17 protein-coding genes are annotated in these 20,748 nt (G+C 52.7%); 10 read left to right on the forward strand and 7 right to left on the reverse strand.

Annotated elements, in window-relative coordinates:
- Nucleotide 1 precedes the first annotated feature (1 nt).
- The 7 genes from PG731_RS02685 to PG731_RS02715 all read left to right on the forward strand — a co-directional run bounded on the left by PG731_RS02685 (nucleotide 2) and on the right by PG731_RS02715 (nucleotide 8,378).
- On the forward strand, nucleotides 2–1,417 hold the full coding sequence (locus tag PG731_RS02685) for a bifunctional dTDP-4-dehydrorhamnose 3,5-epimerase family protein/NAD(P)-dependent oxidoreductase (RefSeq protein WP_270771978.1): 1,416 nt from the start codon (nucleotides 2–4) through the stop codon (nucleotides 1,415–1,417).
- Between the two features lie 61 nt (nucleotides 1,418–1,478).
- A complete protein-coding gene (locus PG731_RS02690; RefSeq protein ID WP_270771980.1) occupies nucleotides 1,479–2,819 on the forward strand; it encodes a hypothetical protein in 1,341 nt (446 codons plus the stop codon).
- 51 nt (nucleotides 2,820–2,870) lie between these two features.
- Complete coding sequence (locus tag PG731_RS02695; RefSeq protein ID WP_195224755.1) at nucleotides 2,871–3,593, forward strand: glycosyltransferase family 2 protein; 723 nt, start codon at nucleotides 2,871–2,873, stop codon at nucleotides 3,591–3,593.
- A 26-nt stretch (nucleotides 3,594–3,619) separates the two neighbouring features.
- Complete coding sequence (locus PG731_RS02700; protein WP_270771984.1) at nucleotides 3,620–3,991, forward strand: DUF2304 domain-containing protein; 372 nt, start codon at nucleotides 3,620–3,622, stop codon at nucleotides 3,989–3,991.
- A 107-nt stretch (nucleotides 3,992–4,098) separates the two neighbouring features.
- Nucleotides 4,099–5,862, forward strand: coding sequence for a hypothetical protein (locus tag PG731_RS02705; RefSeq protein ID WP_270771985.1), 1,764 nt, complete (start codon nucleotides 4,099–4,101; stop codon nucleotides 5,860–5,862).
- A 31-nt stretch (nucleotides 5,863–5,893) separates the two neighbouring features.
- Nucleotides 5,894–7,039 carry an acyltransferase family protein gene (locus tag PG731_RS02710; protein WP_270771987.1) on the forward strand — a complete coding sequence of 382 codons (1,146 nt, stop codon included), beginning with the start codon at nucleotides 5,894–5,896 and terminating at the stop codon, nucleotides 7,037–7,039.
- Nucleotides 7,040–7,121: 82 nt separating this feature from the next.
- Nucleotides 7,122–8,378: a glucosaminidase domain-containing protein gene (locus PG731_RS02715; protein WP_270771988.1), complete on the forward strand. Its 1,257-nt coding sequence runs from the start codon at nucleotides 7,122–7,124 to the stop codon at nucleotides 8,376–8,378.
- Nucleotides 8,379–8,433: 55 nt separating this feature from the next.
- Here PG731_RS02715 and PG731_RS02720 read toward each other — a convergent pair whose 3' ends face one another.
- Both PG731_RS02720 and PG731_RS02725 read right to left on the reverse strand, forming a co-directional pair.
- Nucleotides 8,434–9,678 (reverse strand): lipopolysaccharide biosynthesis protein, encoded by a 1,245-nt coding sequence (locus PG731_RS02720; protein WP_270771991.1) that lies wholly within the window; start codon nucleotides 9,676–9,678, stop codon nucleotides 8,434–8,436.
- 15 nt (nucleotides 9,679–9,693) lie between these two features.
- Entirely contained in the window at nucleotides 9,694–10,569 is an 876-nt protein-coding gene (locus PG731_RS02725) for a LicD family protein (protein ID WP_195224760.1), read from the reverse strand.
- 228 nt (nucleotides 10,570–10,797) lie between these two features.
- Here PG731_RS02725 and PG731_RS02730 point away from each other — a divergent pair, with 228 nt between their 5' ends.
- Nucleotides 10,798–11,883 carry an acyltransferase family protein gene (locus tag PG731_RS02730; RefSeq protein ID WP_270771992.1) on the forward strand — a complete coding sequence of 362 codons (1,086 nt, stop codon included), beginning with the start codon at nucleotides 10,798–10,800 and terminating at the stop codon, nucleotides 11,881–11,883.
- Nucleotides 11,884–12,025: 142 nt separating this feature from the next.
- On the opposite strand, the gene PG731_RS02735 is transcribed toward PG731_RS02730, so the two are convergent.
- Nucleotides 12,026–12,910, reverse strand: coding sequence for a glycosyltransferase family 2 protein (locus PG731_RS02735; RefSeq protein ID WP_270771993.1), 885 nt, complete (start codon nucleotides 12,908–12,910; stop codon nucleotides 12,026–12,028).
- A gap of 218 nt (nucleotides 12,911–13,128) precedes the next feature.
- Between PG731_RS02735 and PG731_RS02740 the strand changes: the two genes are divergently transcribed.
- Complete coding sequence (locus PG731_RS02740; RefSeq protein ID WP_270771995.1) at nucleotides 13,129–13,965, forward strand: NAD-dependent epimerase/dehydratase family protein; 837 nt, start codon at nucleotides 13,129–13,131, stop codon at nucleotides 13,963–13,965.
- 65 nt (nucleotides 13,966–14,030) lie between these two features.
- Here the strand turns inward: PG731_RS02740 and PG731_RS02745 are convergent, their stop codons facing one another.
- From PG731_RS02745 to PG731_RS02755, 3 genes are all read right to left on the reverse strand, one after another.
- A complete protein-coding gene (locus PG731_RS02745; RefSeq protein WP_270771996.1) occupies nucleotides 14,031–14,957 on the reverse strand; it encodes a DMT family transporter in 927 nt (308 codons plus the stop codon).
- A 14-nt stretch (nucleotides 14,958–14,971) separates the two neighbouring features.
- Complete coding sequence (locus tag PG731_RS02750; RefSeq protein WP_270771997.1) at nucleotides 14,972–16,765, reverse strand: phosphotransferase; 1,794 nt, start codon at nucleotides 16,763–16,765, stop codon at nucleotides 14,972–14,974.
- Nucleotides 16,766–16,933: 168 nt separating this feature from the next.
- On the reverse strand, nucleotides 16,934–18,226 hold the full coding sequence (locus tag PG731_RS02755; RefSeq protein WP_270771998.1) for a nucleotide sugar dehydrogenase: 1,293 nt from the start codon (nucleotides 18,224–18,226) through the stop codon (nucleotides 16,934–16,936).
- 122 nt (nucleotides 18,227–18,348) lie between these two features.
- On the opposite strand from PG731_RS02755, the gene PG731_RS02760 reads away from it, so the two are divergent.
- A complete protein-coding gene (locus tag PG731_RS02760; protein WP_270771999.1) occupies nucleotides 18,349–19,497 on the forward strand; it encodes a hypothetical protein in 1,149 nt (382 codons plus the stop codon).
- Between the two features lie 3 nt (nucleotides 19,498–19,500).
- Here PG731_RS02760 and PG731_RS02765 read toward each other — a convergent pair whose 3' ends face one another.
- Entirely contained in the window at nucleotides 19,501–20,724 is a 1,224-nt protein-coding gene (locus PG731_RS02765) for a glycosyltransferase (RefSeq protein ID WP_270772000.1), read from the reverse strand.
- Between the last annotated feature and the right edge of the window lie 24 nt (nucleotides 20,725–20,748).

The following is a 20,748-nucleotide window of genomic DNA, read 5'->3' on the forward strand; positions in this document are numbered from 1 at the left end:
GATGACGACAGCGACCCGAAAAGCTCTTGGCATTGAAGAAACCCCTATTCCTGGCTTCCTGCGCATTGATCTCACCGTGCATGGAGACAACCGTGGCTGGTTTAAAGAAAACTGGCAACGAGAGAAGATGCTCGCTCTTGGGTTACCCGACTTTGGCCCCGTGCAGAACAACATTTCTTTCAACGATGAAGTTGGCGTAACACGCGGTATTCACGCTGAGCCGTGGGACAAGTTTGTTTCGGTCGCAACCGGCCGAGTCTTCGGCGCGTGGGTAGATCTGCGCGAAGGTCCTTCGTTCGGAACGGTTTACACGACTGAAATTGACCCCTCGGTTGCAGTCTTCGTTCCTCGTGGCGTGGGCAATTCATACCAGACTTTAGAACCAAATACTGCATACACCTATCTGGTGAATGACCACTGGTCTGCCGACGCAAAATACACCTTCTTGAACCTCGACGATGAAACTGTCGCAATTGATTGGCCAATTCCGTTGGAGGACGCGATTCTGTCCGATAAGGACAAAGCTCATCCCAAACTCGCAGATGTTATTCCTTTCCCTTCCCCGGATACGCGACGTGTTTTGGTAACCGGAGCAAATGGTCAGCTTGGACGCGAACTCCTCAAGCAACTCCCCGAAGCTGGCTACAGCGTGACGGGTGTCGATCTTCCAGAATTTGATATTGCTGATGATGCCGCCATGGACGCGGTCGACTGGTCGCAATACGACATCATTATCAATGCAGCAGCTTGGACAAACGTCGACGGAGCAGAAACACCTGAAGGGCGCCCGCTTGCTTGGCGGGCCAATGCCCATGGGCCTGCGAATCTCTCTCGAATCGCAAGCAAACACCACTTGACGGTGGTGCATATTTCTTCCGAATACATCTTCGATGGTTCAGCGGAGTTTCACACGGAGACCGAGAATCCGAGCCCTCTCGGCGTGTATGGTCAGTCGAAAGCTGGTGGCGATGCAGCAATTGTCACCACTGACCAGCACTACTTGGTTCGGACCAGCTGGGTTGTTGGCGATGGAAAGAACTTCATTAAGACGATGAAGGGTCTTGCTGATGAAGGTGTTAATCCCACCGTTGTCAACGACCAAAAAGGGCGTCTCACTTTTACTACCGACCTAGCAGGTGGCATCATTCACCTTCTGTCAACTAACGCCGAATACGGAACATACAACCTTTCTGGTGAAGGCCCCGTTGTCTCGTGGTATGACATCGCGAAACGAGTTTTCGAATTAGTCGGTCGTTCGCCAAACGACGTTATCCCCGTAACAACCGTTGAGTATTACGCAGGAAAAGAACAGATTGCTCCCCGTCCTCTCAACTCGACGCTTGATTTGACGAAGCTTGAACAGACAGGCTTCACACCACGAAACTCGATGCAGGTTCTTACTCAGACTCTCAGCTGAGAGCAACTCACGCGTTATGACCGCCCTGGACACCAAACCAAGTGAAGGCACTCGCACCATCATGAACACGAAACTGTATCGGAATGCTTCTGAGGCTCCGCTCTGGGTACGAACTGTTCTTTTGGCTCTTATCTTCACGGCGCTCTCAGCGCTCGTCGGTTATCGCTATATTTCGGAGCATAGTGCGATCTCCCCACAAGACGAGTACGTATATATCGACGCTGTTGATAAAGCAATGCACGGCGAAGTTACTCGTCAATACTCTGAAACGGACGAATACGCGCGTTCGCTCGTTACATGCGTAGGCATCGAGATTTACGGCCCGCAAGGCCCCGCCTGTGGTGACACCAGTGCGCCCTCTGAAGATTATCCCTTTAAAGGCTATTCAACCGCTTCAGTTCACTCACCTCTCTATTTCTTTATCACTGCTTTCTTGACGAAGATCCTTCTCTTCCTCGCCCCTGGAAAGCAGATGTATTTGTTAGCCAAGTTCACCGGTACTCTATGGCTCGGGCTGGGATTAACTGCGACATGGCGCCTTGCGCGATACCTCGGCGGTTCACGCCTTATCACGGCATCAGTGACCGCCCTTATGCTTGCAAGTCCCGCAATCAGGTGGGCGAACTTCTATATCACCCCTGACTCGTTCAGCTTGCTCGCAGGTTCATTCATCTTCTTGTCTGCGCTCAAAATGGTCCGCAAAGAATGGACTTCGATTCCCCTCATCGTTGCCTCGGTTTTCTTTGGTCTGATTAAGTTCCAGATGCTCTTTGCAACCGGGGCAGCACTGCTGTTTATCCTCATCTATTTCATACGCATTAAAGAGGAACGCTCTTCACTCAAGCGACCAATTCTTCTTGCATTCTTGGCGCTACTTTTGGGCCTTGTCGCTCAGTTTGCCTACCAGTATTACAGGAACGTCACTGCAATCCACATCGCCAAAGATTATTCAATCGATGCGCATGTTCCCTTCTCACCGACTTTTGCTGTCGAGCAACTAGATAATTTCCTTACCTACCTTTATATGGGCCCCGTATCACTCAATGGAGGCTTACTCGGCACAGTCGGGCTCCCTTATGCATTCACAACGTTATCTTCCTTGCTTCTAGTTTCAGGTCTCGTTGGAGCAGCTCTCTTCGCTGTTAACACTGAAGTACTTCACCAATCATTCGCGCTTGCCCTATTGTTGGCCTCAATCTTCGTAGCCCCCGCGTTCTACATCTACCTGAACCTCACAATGGGTGTTGGGTTTGACCTTGCTCCGCGATATGGTGCCGCTCTTCTACCGGCTCTTGCGATAGGTCTACCCGTGACAGTAAAGTCCAAGACTTCTTCGGTTCTAGTGGCAGTATTCGCCGTGTTTGCACTCGCGTTTGCTCTGATTGCAAACAGTATTGTCTAGGTCGATACATCCACTATGCACTCGACACCGATGAACAGAAAGTAACAGATAATGGCTGAAGCAAAATCACGAATCTTGGTCATCGTTCCAGCTTGGAACGAAGAAGCAGTCATCGGACCTGTGCTTGAAGAGCTTCGTAGCGAAGTCGGCTCGATGGCTGATATAGCTGTTGTCTCTGACGGCTCCGGCGATCGCACAGCAGCAATTGCCAAAGAACACGGAGCGATAGTTCTTGATCTGCCTATCAACCTCGGTGTCGGAGGAGCGATGAGGACAGGTTATTCCTATGCTCACCGCAACAACTACGACTATGCTGTTCAGCTTGATGCAGACGGTCAACACGACCCCAAGGAGATCTCGAATCTCTTGGCATCCGCGAAAGAAACGGCCGCCGATGTTGTGATCGGCGCGCGCTTCGCAGGAAAAGGCGACTACACCGTTCGAGGCCCCCGTCATTGGGCAATGAAAGTTCTCTCCACAATCCTTTCGAGAGTATGCGAAACGAAATTGACTGACACAACGTCGGGCTTCAAACTAAGCAACCGAAAAGCTATCGCTTTGTTTGCACGGAACTATCCGGCTGAGTACCTGGGTGACACAATCGAAGCACTTGTCATCGCAAAACGTCACGGTTTAACGATTCGGCAGGTTCCCGTAGAAATGCGTCCCCGCGCTGGAGGAGAACCCTCACATAATCCTCTTAAAGCTGCTCGATTCCTGATTCGTGCATTCATTGCGTTGTCCGTTGCGTTGACACGCCCCTCTGTTGGCTGACGAGTGAGAGAAACTGGAGATCAGAAATGACATCAACGTACTGTCTCGCTATCCTTTTCGCGCTCGTTATCTTTTACGCAATCTTCATCAAGATGCGCAATGCTGGAATGAAGGAACGCTACGCGACGTGGTGGTTCGTCATTGCAATCGGGGTATTGATCGTTTCCTTGTTCCCAAAGGCACTGAGCTTTGTTGCTCATCTCTTGGGTGTGCAGGTTCCTCTCAACCTTGCTCTAGTGACTGGAGCAGTTGTTTTCATGCTTCTTACACTTCGAATGAGCGTTGATCTGTCTCATGCCAGCGAAGAGCGACGAAAGCTCACTGAAGAAATCGCAATCCTCAACTACGAGCTCGAGATCATTAAATCCCAGCAAGTTGGAAAGCAATCAGATCACTAAAGCCACTCAACGTGTTATCTCGGAGAGCTAAGACCTCGCTGGCAACGTGACGAGCACCAATCTTTTCGGTATCAAGAACTGATAGATCAGTCAGGTACGCTCACAATATGAATTTGCAGTTCCTAAGAGACTCCGTGCGCGCCACGGCACTTTTTCTGTTTTCTCTGATCGCAGTTGCTCTGTTCGGAATGGTCGTCAAGACCGGCATCGCCTTGGTATTCTGGACAGCCGTCATCGTTGCGCTTGCCCTTTTTGGCGTCGTCATCTATCGGAACTACCAGACACTGACACCTCGGTCTTTCTTCACTGCACTCGCAATTCTTCTTCCCTCTCTTGTCGGTATCGCTTCAGTCGTCTATTTGCTCTCGTACTATGACGGTGGCGTTCCGGTTCAGTTCACGCGTAACGATATGGTGATGAATACCATCGAAGCGCTGACAATCCACCAGAACGGCGGACTAGGTTCCGGCGATGAGGTCAAACCTGTCTTCCTTACTGCGGTTATCACCTCAATTTTCTATGGGCCAGGAACGTCCTTCAGCCCGCTTCTGACGATGTTGTATGGCAACATCGTTGCGGGTCTCGTTGTATGTTGTCTCGCCAGCATCTTTACCGGCTGGTTGACGTGGGCGTTGTTGTCACACGCTCCATGGCCTCTACGTACAGCTGCCGTGTTTGTTATCGGATGGGTCCCCTTTACTCGTAATATTTTTGGCGCGGTTGAATTTGATGGCTACCTCAACATCCCAGTTATCTATTTGATCTTGATCCTTTCGTGGATTACCTATCGGACCCTCCGTCCTGCCCAAGCACTCATCTGGCTTCCTGTGCTACTGGTCGCCACTCTTGCTACGTGGTCTCCGGCTTCCCTGATGCCCGGTCTGTTGCTATTAATGGCACTTGTACGTTGTCTGCATAATCTTCCCGCACATCGCCCAACGTCACGAGAGTTGATTTGGATCGCACTGACTTGGCTCTGCGTTGCAGTATTCTTCTTCGCTTGGTCACTCCCAGCACTCCGCGTCGACGGTGATTACCTCTCTGCTGGTCCCGGCTATTTTGCTGGTGAGATAAGCGACCACCTTACAATTGCCAGCATTCTTCTGCTTCTCCTGCTCTTCGTTTTCGCCGCTGCCCTTCCCCGGCATCGCTCGCCCGAGGCAATGGGACTTGGCGCCTTTGCAGTTGGCAGTTGGCTCGCGATCTTCTTCCTCCTCTTACTGCGAGAATCTGGCGATTCTCGCTGGGGCTACTATCCCCTGAAGATGATGTGGATCTCAACGATCACATTTGCAACCATCATGACGATTGAAGCGCTCCGCCAAGCGTTTACCCCTCGGTCAGCATCTGACCGACGCTCCTACGCATGGTGGCGAGGGCGTTGTGTTCAAGCCGCCTTCTTTGCCCTGTCGGTAGTCATCATGGGCGTAGGCTCTCTTCTCCCATTTGAACATTTCGGTCGGGGTGGGACTCTCTTCCCCACGCTGCCTCGCTACGCAACAATGCCCACCGATAAAGACCACAAAATGCCGACCCCTGAGGAAAAGAAACTGTACGACCAATTGGTTGAAGTTTTTGACGAAAACCAGGGCGCTCCTGTCGTGTTCATTCGTCACGCGTCCAACCTCGCATTCGATGGTGATCGAAATCGGTACCTTATTCAATTCTCAGCGCCTACAAGTTACGATGTGCGTATTCACGCATACCGCGAATGGCACGGCGACTACTACGGAATGCTCTGCCCGCTCCTACGCGCTTGGGATAAAGAAGCGACTGTTATTACGTCCACTGAGGGCTACAAAACTACGCGCGAACAGATTGACTACTGTGGCCTATCGGATCGCGTCAAGCTCATCACCCTCGACAACTGATTCAGTCTTGTCTTTAGCTCTTGAGGAATCCATGCTTGATAAGCTACGAAAGACCTTCGTCCAAAAAGACCTCAGTTCTCGAGATAACTCGCTGAATTTTCTACGTCTGCTCTTCGCTCTACTCGTTGTCTTCTCCCACGCGCAGATTCTCACCGCTACAGGTGATGGTGTCGTTGTTCTAGGACAACACCTCGGAAGCTGGGCAGTTGTTGGATTCTTTGGTATTTCGGGTTACCTCATTACCGGAGCCCGAGTCCGAAGCGATGCGGGAAAATATCTGATTAACCGCGTCGCCCGCATTTATCCTGCATTCCTCGTAGCACTCACATTCGTCGCTTTCGTGCTCGCTCCTATTACCCACGTGATTGAAAAGGGCACTATTGACGGATATTTTGGCACTTCCCCTACCCCACTTGACTACGTCTATAGCAATATCCTGCTGAAGGTCAGCTACTACCACATCGGTACAACCCTGACAGACCACCCACTGACTGCCTGGAATGGGTCGCTGTGGACGCTCTCATATGAATTCTGGTGCTACATCATCATCGGCGTATTCATGTCCTGGGCATTTATGCGCAAGCATGTCTGGCCAACTGCCGTTCTATTCGCATTTTCAGTGTTGGCCCACGCTGGTATTGAACGCCTTAATCCCTACATCGATAGCAACTACGATTTGGGACTGCTCATTTTCATGCTTCCCTATTTCTTGGGTGGTGCGCTGATTTTCCAGCTGAAGGACACGCTTCCAATGCGTGGTCGCTATGCACTGATCGCTGCTATCGCTTCAGTTGGCATCATCTACGCCCTGCCGGACTTCGGTAAGCAACTCGCCTCTCCGCTCATGGCATACTTCGTTCTCTACTTAGGTACGATCGTGCCATCACCGCGTTGGGTGAAAACACATGATATTTCGTACGGGATCTACGTATTCCACTTCCCCATCATTCAGTTCCTCATCACTCTTCACCTAGACAAACTCGGATTCGTTCCATTCTTGATTGTCGCTGCACTTATCACGATGGCACTGGCGACTCTCAGCTGGTTTGGAGTCGAACGTGCTGCGATGCGGTGGGCACGTGGAAAATCACCGTGGGGTGACCTAAAGAAGACTTCTTCTGTTTCTCCGGTACCAGCGAGTGAACACACAAGCGAAGACAGGTCTGTTGTACGTTAAGCTCTGCTTTCCCTCACCGGGAATCTAGCTCGAAACCACAGCTGGGATTCCAAAAAGGTATTCAGATCATTAGACTCGCCTTATGGGATCTCATCGCATTCGCTCTGTTGCATCACTGTGCTTCGCGCTGACACTGCTACCTTCAGTGGCAATTTCTTCCAGCGCTGAGCCAACTCCAGCCTCCCAAGACGGATGGTCGCTCCAGGACAATAGCTGGGTGTTCACCCGTTCGGGACACATTCTGCAGGGCTGGTTCCAAGATCGCACTTCTTGGTATTGGGCTGACTCAGAAGGTCGAGCTGTCCTTGGATGGAAGCACATCAATTCTTCGTGGTATTACTTCAATTCCTCGAACGCGATGGTTACTGGCTGGCAGTCCATCGGCGGCAAATGGTATTACTTCACCACCAGTGGCGCCATGCAAACTGGGTGGCTCCACAATGGAAACACGTGGTACTACCTCAACTCTTCCGGAGCAATGGCCACCGGCTGGAACCTCGTCAACAACACCTGGTACTACCTCACCCAGAGCGGCGAAATGAAAACCGGTTGGGTCGATAACGGCGGCACGTGGTACTACCTCGACTCTTCCGGAGCAATGGCCACCGGTTGGCGATCAGTGAACGGAACCTGGTATTACTTTGAAACATCAGGCGCCATGAAAACCGGTTGGCTGGAAAACAACGGCACCTGGTACTACCTCGCCCCTTCAGGAGCAATGGTCACAGGCCAGCAGGACATTAATTCGGCCACCTACTACTTTGCCTCCGACGGAACGTGGTTTAGGCCTACGCCGATCATGGGAGCACCTCAGAAAAACCGTGCCACAACGATCCAAGCAATGTTGAACGCATACGCCCAATCGGGCCACTCCTATCCCTCGGGTGCACTCAGCATTGGGGGCGCTCCCACCGCTTTAGACTTCTTCTCGATCCTCTATGACGAGGCAATAGCCGAAGGCATCAACCCGGAAGTTGTCTTTGCCCAGTCCATGCTAGAAACCGCATGGCTCTCATTTGGTGGCGATGTCAAGATCCAACAGTTCAACTTCGCAGGACTTGCCGCGACAGGTAACGGAGCACAAGGCAACGGCTTCCCCGATGTGCGCACCGGTCTGCGGGCACAAGTCCAGCACCTACGCGTATACGCTGACCCACATGCAACTGTATCGAGTCTTACCTACCCCCTGGTAGATCAACGGTTCGATTACGTTGTAAAGGGAAGCGCGCCCATCGTTGAATACCTCGGCATTCAAGAAAACCCCCAACACCGCGGGTGGGCGACCGGCAAAAACTACGGGTTCCACATCGTTGCCCTGATGAAGCGGTCTTTCAGCTAAAAAGTGGACAGAAGTGTCCCAGTTGGAATTGAAGTCTTTCGGCTCTCACATACGACTACTGTTCGACGGCTTTCTTATCCCTGTTCGCCACCAGTACGAATCCGAAGATCATGGATAGCACGGTCATCGCTATTCCATAGGCAATCGAAGCACCCATAATCTGATAACGCGGGATCAGAATGGGAACAAGAGCTGCAATCGTCAACGCTGACACGGCGTACCCTACAAAGACCAGCTTCTGCTGGCGCATCGTCGTAATCGCGTAATACAGAATCACACTGGCAGAGTTCATAGCTCCGCCAAAGACAAGAACGATCAGCTCCGTTCGATATGGAGCAATATCTTTACCGAAAACAAGATTGAGAATCGGAACACCAATAAAGTAGGTCACAATCGCAACCGCGACAAATGCGCCCGCTGTAGCGGTAAGCCCGCGACGCACGATCCCAACAAATCCTGACCAGTTGTGCCGAACCCAATGATGAGCCATCTGTGTCAGGAGCGGTCTAAAAACAACCAATGCCAGCAAATTGATCGCTACCGCAGGCATGTAAAGAATTGCGAAAATACCCTGTTCTGTCAGGCCCAAGTAACGGTCAATGCCGAAACGTGGAGCATTCGCAAGATACATGGAAATAAACGATGCAAGAGCAAGCGGTAGACAATCAATGAGAAGAGCGCGAATCTCGCGTTTTGTCCATAGCGGTTTGAAAGCAAAAAGACGCACGCTCTGAGGAATAAACAGAACGATCATCGCTACGAGCGACGCAACCAAAGTTGCAATTACTGTTATCCACAGGTTCTGCGTAACGACAAGCCCAGCGCTAAATACAGCTGTGGTGACAAAAGTACGCCAGAACCCTGCTCTGCCAGCAATATCAAGATGGCCACTACGCTGAAGCTCGCAGTAATAGACATCTTCAACCGCATCAAAGACGCGGATCGAGGCAACCAGGATCATGAGCATCACAGCACAAAGCCCATCGCCACTCACAACCGCGTATCCTGCAATGCCAATAATCATTGCAACGACGGTCAAGATCCTCGCTGCATGATAGGTGCCGAAAGTGAACTTCCCCGACGCATCTGTCACATGGTACGTGCGTACTTCAAACATTCCCAGCGTCTGGAATTGTTGACCGACCGCAATTGCTAACGAATATAAGCCGGCAATCTCAATACCGAGAACACGAGTGACAACGATCAACATGACTACCGTCGCCACAGACTGCATCAGAGAATATGCAGTATTCCAAAAGTAGTCACGTTTGAGAGAACTACTGGCACTGGTGTCCGACATGGACTAGTCCTTCTCTCAGGCGAGGCTCTCGTAGGGACCGAAATCGATTTCTACCGGCTTATGGTTACGGCGCTTCTCTTCCGGTGGCATCTGCATGTAGTCGCCGTACGAACGTGTCAGAACCGCGTCGTACTCGCGCTGGAGTTTGACCGTAATGTCTTCAAATGGAACATCCCGAGCTGGGAAAAGCTCCTCGCGGGTCACTGTCCAGTTCCACGGATCACGCATCGAAAAGTCAGCGTAGATCCCTGTATCAACCGATTCGAAACGACGAGCAGCCTTATCCCACTTGTTCTGCAACATTTGTGGGGTTACACGGAATAAACGCATAGCCCAATGAGCGAGCGAGGTTGCGCTGTGGATCGCAAAACGCTTGAAGCCGTGTGTGTCGATCAAGTAGGGAGTCGGGGTTCCCTGTACGTAGAGCAGACGTCCCCACACCCATGTTCTGCGACTCATTGCTTTAACCGCTGCAGGATCATCGCCCGGAACATTATCGAGAGGGAGTAGATCGATTGCTAAGCGCATCCGGTACTTCGAGTCCTTGCCAAACTCAGGAATGAAAACAGTTCCATCCAGCCCAAGTTTGGTAAACATGAAAGGATATTCTGGCACCGTACGCGTATTGTCGAAACGATAGTCTTTCGACATAATCTTGGGCGCCTCGGCAAGGAAACGCTCGTAATCGGCACGAGTCATAAGCACGTCAACATCATCGTCCCACGGAATGAACCCGTGGTGGCGCACAGCCCCAATAGATGTTCCACCGTAAACCGTGTACTCGACTCCAAGCTCGCGGCAGGCGTGATCAAAATCCTTCAAAATCTTCAGGAGAACTGCCTGAATCTTCGCAAGCTGCTCCGGATCTGAAAATGCATCAGGCGTTGCCATACGTTGTCCTTAAACTCGAGCACCATTCCAATTTGATCGTTACCCGATTATCGCACAGGAGAGTATTTCAGCCGAGAAACACATCGTGCTTCAACAATGATCCCAGACTCGTTACGCCACAAGAATTCACATGCACATCCACGTTACTCACCACTGTCATAGGTTGCACACGAGAAACAAGAGCCGATCAAAGGGGAGCCAAATATGCGTCCATTACACTGAGTGACCATGCATCTGCCCCAACCATATACTCGAGATCTTAGCTCTCGTGATAACGCCCTCAACCTCTTGCGATTAGCCCTTGCGTTTCTGGTCGTGTTTTCTCACGCCCAGATTCTGGCAGGTGTTGGAGATGGTGTTGTCTGGCAGGGACAGCACCTGGGTAGTTGGGCAGTCGTTGGTTTCTTCGGTATTTCCGGCTTTCTTATCACGGGTGCACGAACCCGAAGTAATGGCGCACAGTATTTGATGAATCGCATTACTCGCATCTATCCCGGATTCTTGCTGTCCCTAGTCGCGGTTGCTTTCATCTTCGCACCAATTGCCTATTACGTTGAAAGGCACTCGTTCGACGGGTTCTTCGGAACTCCGACTACGCCACTCCACTACATTTACTCGAATATCTTCCTTTTAATTAATCACTACGATGTCTCGGGCACTCTTGCATCAGTGCCTTATCCGTCGGCTTGGAATGGTTCCCTTTGGAGTTTGTACTACGAGTTCTGGTGTTACATCATCATCGGTGTCTTCCTGTCATGGACGTTCACAAAGAACCACGTGTGGCCAACGATCCTGCTATTCCTCGTGTCGGTTGCAATTCACGCGAAAATCGGTTGGTTTCTTCCCTACGTTGGCAATAGTGGTGATTTTCAGCTACTCATCTTTATGCTCCCCTACTTCCTTGGGGGCGCGATTATCTTCCAGCTACGCGATAGGTTGCCAATGAGATGGGAGTACGCTTTTGTTTCCCTCATCCTTGCGCTTGTGTGTATCTATGGTTCGGACGGTTTCGGTAAGCAGGCAGCATCACCATTTATGGCTTACTTGATCCTCTGGCTGGGAGCTGTTCTCCCCTCTCCGAAACTCATTCAGGTTCATGACATCTCGTACGGCGTGTATATTTTCCACTTCCCCGTCCTTCAGCTTCTCATCCTGTTCGGCGTTCACACGATGGGGTTCTGGTTCCTTTTAATGGTTTCCACGCTCATCACTGTCATCTTGGCGACGGCGAGCTGGTTGGGTGTCGAACGCGCAACGATGCGTTGGGTTCGTGGAAAATCCCCCTGGGGAGAGCTCTCCTTAGCTGCTCGTTAGTAAGCCTCAGCAAACAAGGCTTTTCGCTACTAAGAACTCACTTCCCTCATTGCCTTCCAACGAAGTGATAGCCATTCACTGAAAAAGGCTGGTGGGTGCTTCTCAGAAGCACCCACCAGCCTTTTCAGTTTGCTCTGACACGCTACGAAATCACATGCTTCAGAAGTTGCGAGAGCGCCGCGTTATCCTTGCGCTTCAAGGCTTGGGGAAGCAAAGTCAGAGCGTGTGCTCTCGACGTTGAATGAATACGCGCAGCACGCGCGGCGCGCCTCCAGCCATTCTTCAATACGAGCTTCTCGGCAATCGCAAAGTAATCGCGTTCTCCTTGGAAACGACGTCCGTCAAAAAGTGCAGTCGACGATGCAGATTCAGCGTGACGACGGTATGCAAAACACACATAGGGATCGAAGAGCAGAGAGCCTCCAGCTACGATGACATCCATGACAAGCGCAAGATCCTGAATAATCGGGAAACCCGGACGGAACTGCGTTGTTTCAAAAACCTCACGCTTGAAGACGAGAGAAGGCCAATACAACCAATCGGCTCGCAACAGCGATACGGCAAGAGCCTCACCGGACAACAGACGAGGACGCTGCGCATCAGGTCGCATCAGGGACTTAACCCGGTCGACAACAGGAGTGACCGCAGAGCTGTTCTCATCAATGATTCGAACTCCCGGCTGGATAATGGATGCAGAGGGAAATTCAGAGTGAAGCTTCAAGATTCGTTCGACGAAGTCGCGTTCTGGAACGTCATCGCATCCGAGCAACATAACGAGCTCCGCCGAAGCAAGTTCAACGCAGCGCTCATAGTTCTGGGTGATGCCCAGATTGTTTTCGTTGCGAATATAAGTCACGCGCTCGTCATCAAGGCGCGAGAAGTACTCGCCCACCTGCGGATCTGGGTAGCAGTCGTCAACAACCGTCAACTTCCATCCACCCACGCTTTGGTGACGAACGGCCTCTACTGTTTCAAAGAGGTACGACGGTTCGCCCCAAAACGGCAACATAATGTCGAGGGTATGCATAGCTCAATCTCTCAGATTCTTCGGAGGAAGGGAGCCAACGGATCTGGCTTCTACCTTTCAGATGACTCCATCTTAGTTGCTCGATTATTATCTCGGCAGAACCTACAGGGAACGCCAAGATAGTGCGCGAACCCTCACCTATGTTTTTCAGCTTACGGTATCTGATTTAGGTCGTTTTATACGAGGTAATGACAAAGCCAACTGATACCATCACAACTATGCGAAAGACTGTTCTCGTTACTGGTGCCGGTGGCTATATTGGTCGCCATGTCGTCGACGCTCTACTGAAGCATGACGTCAATGTTTCTGTCGTGGATTTGAAGTTTGACGGAATCGATGAACGCGCCAAACGTCTGAACGTCAATATCTTTTCAGGCGACGCTGACATCTACGAGCAGCTAGGCAAGCCCGATGTTGTGCTTCACATGGCCTGGAGGGACGGTTTCAAGCACAATTCTCAGGCGCATGTGGACGATTTGGCTTCCCACTACCACTTCATCTCACATCTTCTTGAAGGCGGGTTGCCTCAAATTGCAGTTATGGGCTCAATGCATGAGGTCGGATATTGGGAAGGCGCTATTGATGCTGACACCCCCTGCCACCCCGCATCCCTCTATGGAGTAGCAAAGAATGCTCTGCGTGATCTCACCGCTATTCGCGCTTCTCAAACTGGCTCGTTGATGCAATGGATCCGCGGCTACTACATCGTCGGCGATGACAAATTCGGTAATTCCATTTTCGGCAAGCTTCTTCAGGCTGATGAAGAAGGCAAGACATCTTTCCCCTTCACCATGGGAAAGAATCTGTACGATTTCATTTCCGTTGATGGTCTAGCGCAACAGATTGCCGCGATCGTGACACAGACCGAGTACACGGGCATCATTAACGCGTGCTCGGGTCAACCGATGTCATTGGCTGACCGCGTTGAGGCATACATCAAGGAAAACAATCTTTCTTTGACACTCGAGTACGGCGCCTTCCCCGATCGTCCCTATGACTCCCCCGGCGTTTGGGGCGATCCAACGATCATCAACCAGATCATGGCAAAGAACTGACTTCGCGTTCAAATAGGTGTGGCCTCCCTACAGACAGGGAGTCCACACCTATTTTGACCAAGATTCTATTTGAACTGCGAACACAGTTCCTTCCAGTTCGGCGTAGCAGCCAGAACCGTGCCCACCAAGATCACCACGCAGCACACGATCTGTAGGACGCTGGGAACGGTCCCTTGCAAAAGGAATGCGAAGATCACCGCCCACGCAGAGTAAGAGATGTTCAGTGCCATCCCTCGTGAGGCGCCGACTGTGTCGATTGCCTTGTAGTAGAAGAGATACGAAGCCGTTCCGGCGATTGCAGCAATCGCGATCACGCCAGTTCCCGCCGTCGGGATTGCACGGAGGGTAAACCCGACGATCCCAGCGATCGGGGCAACAACAATGACATACACGAGCGCCGATGTTGTTTCACGAATATGGAGGGCAGTCTCATTGTCGACGACATCGTCACGCATTCCCCACGCGAGAATAACAGCTTCGGAGCCCCAACCAAAAACACAGGCAAGAGCGGCAATGACGCCAAGGACAGGGTTGCCCTCGGTAACCGTCTGCGTGGACGAATAGCCGATCATCACGATGGCTCCAAGAGCACTGAGCAAAGCAATAATCTGCTTGGGGCTCATACGTTCTTTCAGGAATACGAACGCCAAAACGGTACCCACGGCCGGGTAGAAGGTGGAAATGATGGCCGTAAAGCCCGGCCCGATGTGGTTGATCGCAATCAGGTACCCGGTCATACCGAACGGACCACCCAGCAATGCGCCGAGCATGACGGCTCGACCCGATTGAGTCTTCACCGCAGCTAAGGAGTCACGCAGACGACCTCTCAGGCCCATATAAACAAGCAGGACCAGGGCGGCTGTCACATCGTGCAGTAGCGCTGATGAAAGCGATGATTCTGACGCATCGAGGAACGGAACAAAGACTAGTGCGAGAGCCAAGATCGACGTGTCCAAGCCCCAGAGAGCACCCGAAAAAATACCCCACTTCATTGCGCGTTTCCTTTTCAGTTATCCAGCTCGACGTACTCGTACGCAGCAAGTAATTCGTTGAGCTTTCCGGTTGCGTGCGAGTAGTAGATGTACAGCCATTCACCGACGTTGTCGCCCTCTGCTTCCTTTACGAGGGACCAGATGTACCAACACCACCCAGCAAAGACAACATATGACCAGAAGTGACGCTGCTCAGTTGGGGTGGGGGTTCGGCCGAAATAGTATTCGAGGGCTTGGGTAGCAAGCTCATCGGTGAGATCGGTCGTACAGACGACCATTGTTCCGAAGTCAGCAGCGATATCGGACATCCCCGCATATTCCCAATCGATCAGGTCAAGATGCCCGTTTTTAGAAACAAGGAAGTTCAGGTTGAAGAAATCGTTGTGGCTGGGCCCCAGCGGGAAGTTGTCCGCATCGGCGTGTGTCTTCAGCCGAAGAACCTTGGTGCGAAGCTCCTCATATCCAGGAACGTCGATGGGACCAAACTGTTTCAGAATCTCTTCGTATCGCAGACCTTCAGTGACGAAATCAAAGTTGCGAGTGAGAGTCTTCCCACTGTCATGTAGGCGTCGGGACATCTGCATCGCGCGACGAAGCTCGTCGGGATTCGTCACGTCAAGGTTGCGACAATCGGGGATAAAGCGAGAGATCTTCCATCCTTGAATCGGGTTGGAAGCAAGGAATGTCGAGTCTAGTTCCAGTTCACTCGCCAGATTCAGTGCTTCGCTTTCAGCTTGGCGGTCCACGATCTTGTCAGTTCCCAGACCCGGATGGCGATAGACATACTCTTTGTCTCCTACAGCAAAATGGCATGACAGATTAGTAATTCCCTGCTTGAGGGGGTAGACATCTTGGATATCATTCACGTCGCAGTTCAATGTTGCCGTGATGTTGTCAAAAATCTCGGAGTCAACATTCTCCATGAAGAACGGGTCAAAAGAGCGGAGTTCATCAAGAGAATCAAATTCGTTAATCAGGCCAGCAGGGTATGTGCGAATGACCATCGAGAACTGCTTGATGTTGTCGACGTAGATCTGTTCCCAGAGCTTCGGGGTGGTTTCTGGAAGGTGATAAACGCGCTCAAGGATCTCCACAAACGTGGCTGAGAATTCACGGTCGAAGTAGACGTGGCCCAGCATGATCCACGCGTCATGTCCGCCAATGTCAACGCCGGTAATGCGACCGCCGCCACCGGTCGTCAGACACCACTCATCGGTCTCGCCTTCAACATACTGGGCGGAGTAGTAGGCGTGGTAAACGTGGGATTCGAAAGGATTCTCGGTGAAGTAATCGTCGGACGAGCAGACGTAGGTATTGGCCAGTTTGTCGCGTACCAACCACAGCGAACCATTGTTGTTTCGCGTGGCGTATTCGGAGTTCACAACGATTTTTACGCCGTATTTTTCGACGAGGTAGAAGAAGTATTCTTTCCTGTAACCGACAACGACGGTGATGTCTGTAATTCCGGCTTCGTGGAGCTGCTCGATCTGGCGTTCGATCAGAACCTCTCCGCGAACACGCAGGGTCCCCTTCGGTCGTTCGTAGGAGATGGGGGCGAAACGTGATGAGAGACCTGCTGCCATAATGACTGCGTTATCGACAGCATATGGCGCGAGAGCTTCCAGGCCAGCGTCAGTGATCTGACGGGCCGCAAGATATCCTCTCGCTTCAAGTTCACGAACAGCCGAGTTCACACGTCCTAGTGACATACCCGTCATTGCTTGGATCTCACGCTGAGTGAGCGTTCCTTCGTTACAGCTCACTGCGTAAAGAACATCGAATTGTGCGTGTGACAGTGGTGCAGACATCAGCCATCCGTTCAAGAATTGTTTTCCGAGACTCATGTTCAAACATGAGCCTTATGTAAACAATTATGAACACGTGACGTGGTGATGTCACGCATTTTTGTGTGTTTCACATTTTTTCATTCGATTTCAACGAAGCGGATACGTGCACTCCATCGACTTTCTGGCACGTTATTCACCAATAACAACGCGTGGCACTCCCACCCACAACTCGGGTGAGGTCACACGACGCCCATCGAGTAGCAGACGAATTCCTGGGCAATCCGCTGGGATTAGCGTGCGGTACAGTGCATGATCGGCCTGAACAATGGCACAGTCGCACGCATCAATCCTCAGATGATACGGCTCCCAGCCGAAGCCTCGTAACTCATCGTCTGAGTACATCGGATCATGAACGGCGACATTTGCCCCGCGAGTGCGCAGAGCATCGACCGTGGCGAACACGCCGGAGAAGGCCGTCTCTTTCACTCCCCCACGGTACGAGGCGCCGAGAACCGCAACTCGTAGCCCCGCTAGCGAACCCAGCACGGACTCCGCGCGAGACACCACGTATTCCGGCATTGTCGCGTTGTAGGAACGCGCAGTGCGCACGATCGACGCATCCGGGTCGGTCGACAGGTAGAGGCGCGGATAGACGGGAATACAGTGTCCTCCCACTGCGATACCCGGACGGTGGATATGCGAGTAGGGCTGGGAATTGCACGCGTCGATCAGTCGCTCAATATCAATCCCCACCTTGTCCGCATAGACTGCAAACTGGTTAGCCAAGCCAATGTTGACATCGCGGTAGGTAGTTTCAGCGAGTTTCGCCATCTCTGAAGCTTCGGCGCTTCCCATATCCCAGACCCCGTTGGGGAACGGTAGATCAGCGCGCTCATCAAAATCGAGAACCGCTTCATAGAAAGCAATGCCCGCTGCTGTTCCCGCGTCGTTCAGCCCACCAACCAGCTTCGGGTATTTACGCAGGTCAGCAAAGACTCGGCCGGTCAGCACACGTTCGGGTGAAAAGACGAGATGGAAGTCTTGCTCTTCCTTCAATCCCGAAATCGACTCGATCATCGGCTTCCACCGGTTGCGGGTTGTACCCACGGGCAGCGTGGTCTCGTAGGAGATAAGAGTGTTCTCAGTGAGATGGGTGGCCAGCGAGCGCGTCGCATCATCCATCCACCCAAAATCCGGCTCCCACGTCTCGTCATTAACGAAAAGCGGAACAACAAGGACAACAGCGTCAGCGCCGGGAATCGCTTCTTCATACGACGAAGTCGCACGCAAACCCCCTGAAGCAACAACATCACGCAAGTATTCATCAAGGTGCGCTTCACCTGGGAAAGGCTCGACACCCTTATTCACTAGGTCAACGGTCGTTTCATTCACGTCGACGCCGATGACGTCATGCCCTTTCATCGCATACTGCACGGCCAGTGGCAGTCCAATTTTTCCGAGGGCAACAACAGCGATACGCACGGGCACTCCTTCAGGGCTCTGTTCGCCCTCAAGTATGCGCTGAAGAAGGGGTGACTATCCTGATTCACGCGCGGAGCGCCGGTATCCGTGGGCGCACACGCCAGATAGATAGAATGAATGCCATGTCGCGTCCCCAGCTTCTGGTCCTCTCTTTTTCTCCGCTTATGCGCGATGCCCGCGTACTGCGTCAGCTCAGCGTCGTTGCTGAGTTTGGTGACGTCACGACCTGCGGATACGGTCCTGCGACGCCCTATTCCACGCATCATGTTGAAATCCCAGCAGGCGCGGCCTCGTTACCCCAAACTCCTCTGGGAGTTGTGCGCTTGGCACTTCACTGCCACCGCGCATCGGACTTGGCAGCCCCCGGCACACGCGCAGTCATTGACGACTTACGGGCACGTCACTTTGACGCAGTGATCGCCAACGATGCGCGCGCACTTCCGCTTGCGTACGAGGCCGCCCAGTCTGCACCGATCTGGGCTGACTTGCACGAGTGGGCGCCGGGAGAGCGCACCCACGTTGCAGCGTGGAGGATTCTTGTTGCGCCGTGGATCGATTCGGTCTGTGAGCGTTATCTTCCCAGGGTCGCGCACGCGACGACGGTTGGCACCGAAATTGTGAAGCTCTACGAGCACCGTTATGGTGTTCGCCCGCAACTCATGCGTAATGCCACGCCTTTCGCGGACCTCACACCATCGGTGACTCCTACGAGTAGACCACTTCGCATCGTCCATTCGGGTGCGGCAGTACCCGGGCGTAGCCTCGAAACAACGATCGACGCAACCCTTGCTACGGACGGCGATTTCAGCCTTGATCTGTACTTGGTGCCCGGTGGCGATAAGGGCGCTTATCTCAAAGAATTGAAGGCGCGAGCATTCGGTTCAAACCTCGTTCGTTTCCACGATCCTGTCGCTCCCGCGCACCTGCCGGCTACCCTGAACGCCTACGACATTGGCGCATTCTGGATGCCACCGGTGACAACAAACGCGCGCCTCACGCTACCCAATAAGTTCTTCGACTTTGTGCAGGCGCGTCTTGCCCTGGCAATTGGGCCGAGCATTGAAATGATCGCTTTACTCGAAAAACATGAGCTGGGCGTCATCTCCACCGGGTACGAAGTTCCCCAAATCATTGATTCCCTGCGCCAGCTGACACCAGAAGTGGTTGACCAATTCAAACAGGCTTCGCACACCGCCGCACCCGAGCTCTGCTTTGAGAAGGAAGCAGAAGTCGCACGTGGAATCATGCGCGACATGCTTGGCGTTGTGTAGGGGCTAAGCGTTCGCCACGCCGAGCACCGTATCGGCGACTCGCACAGACGACACCGCAACAGAGCGATTGTCCACAACCCACCGATGTAAACGCGCACGATCACAGCGCGGATCACTGTCATCAAGGGTTGCCAGCTCAACCATCGCATCACACACCGCATCAACATCTACATCAACTGCGCACCCCAGGTTTGCTTCCGCCACATCGAGCGCAGCCTGCCCGGGACCAGCAAAAATAACAGGAGTTCCCGCTGAAAGGGACGACAAAATCTTCGTCGGATACGCGTAGTCGTAGGCGCCGGGCTTCATCGAGGCAAGCGACGCAGTGGCGAGCGCGTACCAGCGTTGGGCTTCCTCGGCACTGACAGTTGGGTGGAATTCAATTCCAGCAATCCCGCGAGCGCGATCACGCAACTTCGCCCACGCACTCCCCTGCCCCAAATAAACAAGGCGCGCCTCCGGAAGCTTCTCCTTCACCTTTTCGAACGCGTCGATAAAGATCTCCGGAGCGAGCCACTGGGCGACTGTGCCCGCGTAGAGGAAGACGGGGCCTGAGGTTTGGGGGAATCCTTCGGGGACGAGGCCACGATCCTCACTCAATTCGCCGTCGCTTGTTTCATCGCGGGTCGTGTCAATGCCATTGGGGACGACGACCGCTTCCCGACCTGAAATAGCCTGGACTCGATCCGCGACGCCTTGGGATACGGCGATGACTGCCGTTGCTCGCTTCATAGCGGTTCGTTCCATCCACGTCACCGCGTCAACGACACGTCCAGTGGTTCCTTGGGCGCGTGCTGCGTCCGACACGATATCCGCTGCAAAGTAAATGTGAGGAATACGCCGTATACCGCATGCCATAGCGGTAACAAGACCGGTGGTTGGTGGCGGTTCATTGACCACTGCATCTGGGCGCTTCGCCGTGAGCAGGCGGAAAAAGAGCGGAAGGTCGAAAGACATATAGGGAACGTACCCGCGTACTGCTCCCGTTGCGTCACGAAGAACCGGCCAGCGCCTGACGTCGATATCGTTCATCCACGATGGGAGCGGGAGGCTCCGCAGTGATTTTTCGGGCTTTGAGGTGAAAACACGAACCCTAGCCCCGCGTGCATGCAGGGCACGAGCGAGAGCACTCAAGCGAAGTGCCGCGGCAGCTGGATCAGGCGTAAAAGTACGAGTCGCAATAACGACACAAGCCTGTGATCGCGATGGTGAGCGTCGTCGTTTCACCCTTTAAGTGTGCAGCACTCTCCC

This window comes from Pauljensenia sp. OF14-1SRA (genome assembly GCF_027694595.1).
GTDB classification, from domain to species: Bacteria; Actinomycetota; Actinomycetes; order Actinomycetales; family Actinomycetaceae; genus Pauljensenia; species Pauljensenia turicensis_B.

Coding starts and splice junctions, on each gene's coding strand:
- PG731_RS02685 (WP_270771978.1), top strand. CDS start 2: ATGACGACAGCGACCCGAAAAGCTCTTGGCATTGAAGAAACCCCTATT.
- PG731_RS02690 (WP_270771980.1), top strand. CDS start 1,479: ATGAACACGAAACTGTATCGGAATGCTTCTGAGGCTCCGCTCTGGGTA.
- PG731_RS02695 (WP_195224755.1), top strand. CDS start 2,871: ATGGCTGAAGCAAAATCACGAATCTTGGTCATCGTTCCAGCTTGGAAC.
- PG731_RS02700 (WP_270771984.1), top strand. CDS start 3,620: ATGACATCAACGTACTGTCTCGCTATCCTTTTCGCGCTCGTTATCTTT.
- PG731_RS02705 (WP_270771985.1), top strand. CDS start 4,099: ATGAATTTGCAGTTCCTAAGAGACTCCGTGCGCGCCACGGCACTTTTT.
- PG731_RS02710 (WP_270771987.1), top strand. CDS start 5,894: ATGCTTGATAAGCTACGAAAGACCTTCGTCCAAAAAGACCTCAGTTCT.
- PG731_RS02715 (WP_270771988.1), top strand. CDS start 7,122: ATGGGATCTCATCGCATTCGCTCTGTTGCATCACTGTGCTTCGCGCTG.
- PG731_RS02720 (WP_270771991.1), bottom strand. CDS start 9,678: ATGTCGGACACCAGTGCCAGTAGTTCTCTCAAACGTGACTACTTTTGG.
- PG731_RS02725 (WP_195224760.1), bottom strand. CDS start 10,569: ATGGCAACGCCTGATGCATTTTCAGATCCGGAGCAGCTTGCGAAGATT.
- PG731_RS02730 (WP_270771992.1), top strand. CDS start 10,798: ATGCATCTGCCCCAACCATATACTCGAGATCTTAGCTCTCGTGATAAC.
- PG731_RS02735 (WP_270771993.1), bottom strand. CDS start 12,910: ATGCATACCCTCGACATTATGTTGCCGTTTTGGGGCGAACCGTCGTAC.
- PG731_RS02740 (WP_270771995.1), top strand. CDS start 13,129: ATGCGAAAGACTGTTCTCGTTACTGGTGCCGGTGGCTATATTGGTCGC.
- PG731_RS02745 (WP_270771996.1), bottom strand. CDS start 14,957: ATGAAGTGGGGTATTTTTTCGGGTGCTCTCTGGGGCTTGGACACGTCG.
- PG731_RS02750 (WP_270771997.1), bottom strand. CDS start 16,765: ATGTCTGCACCACTGTCACACGCACAATTCGATGTTCTTTACGCAGTG.
- PG731_RS02760 (WP_270771999.1), top strand. CDS start 18,349: ATGTCGCGTCCCCAGCTTCTGGTCCTCTCTTTTTCTCCGCTTATGCGC.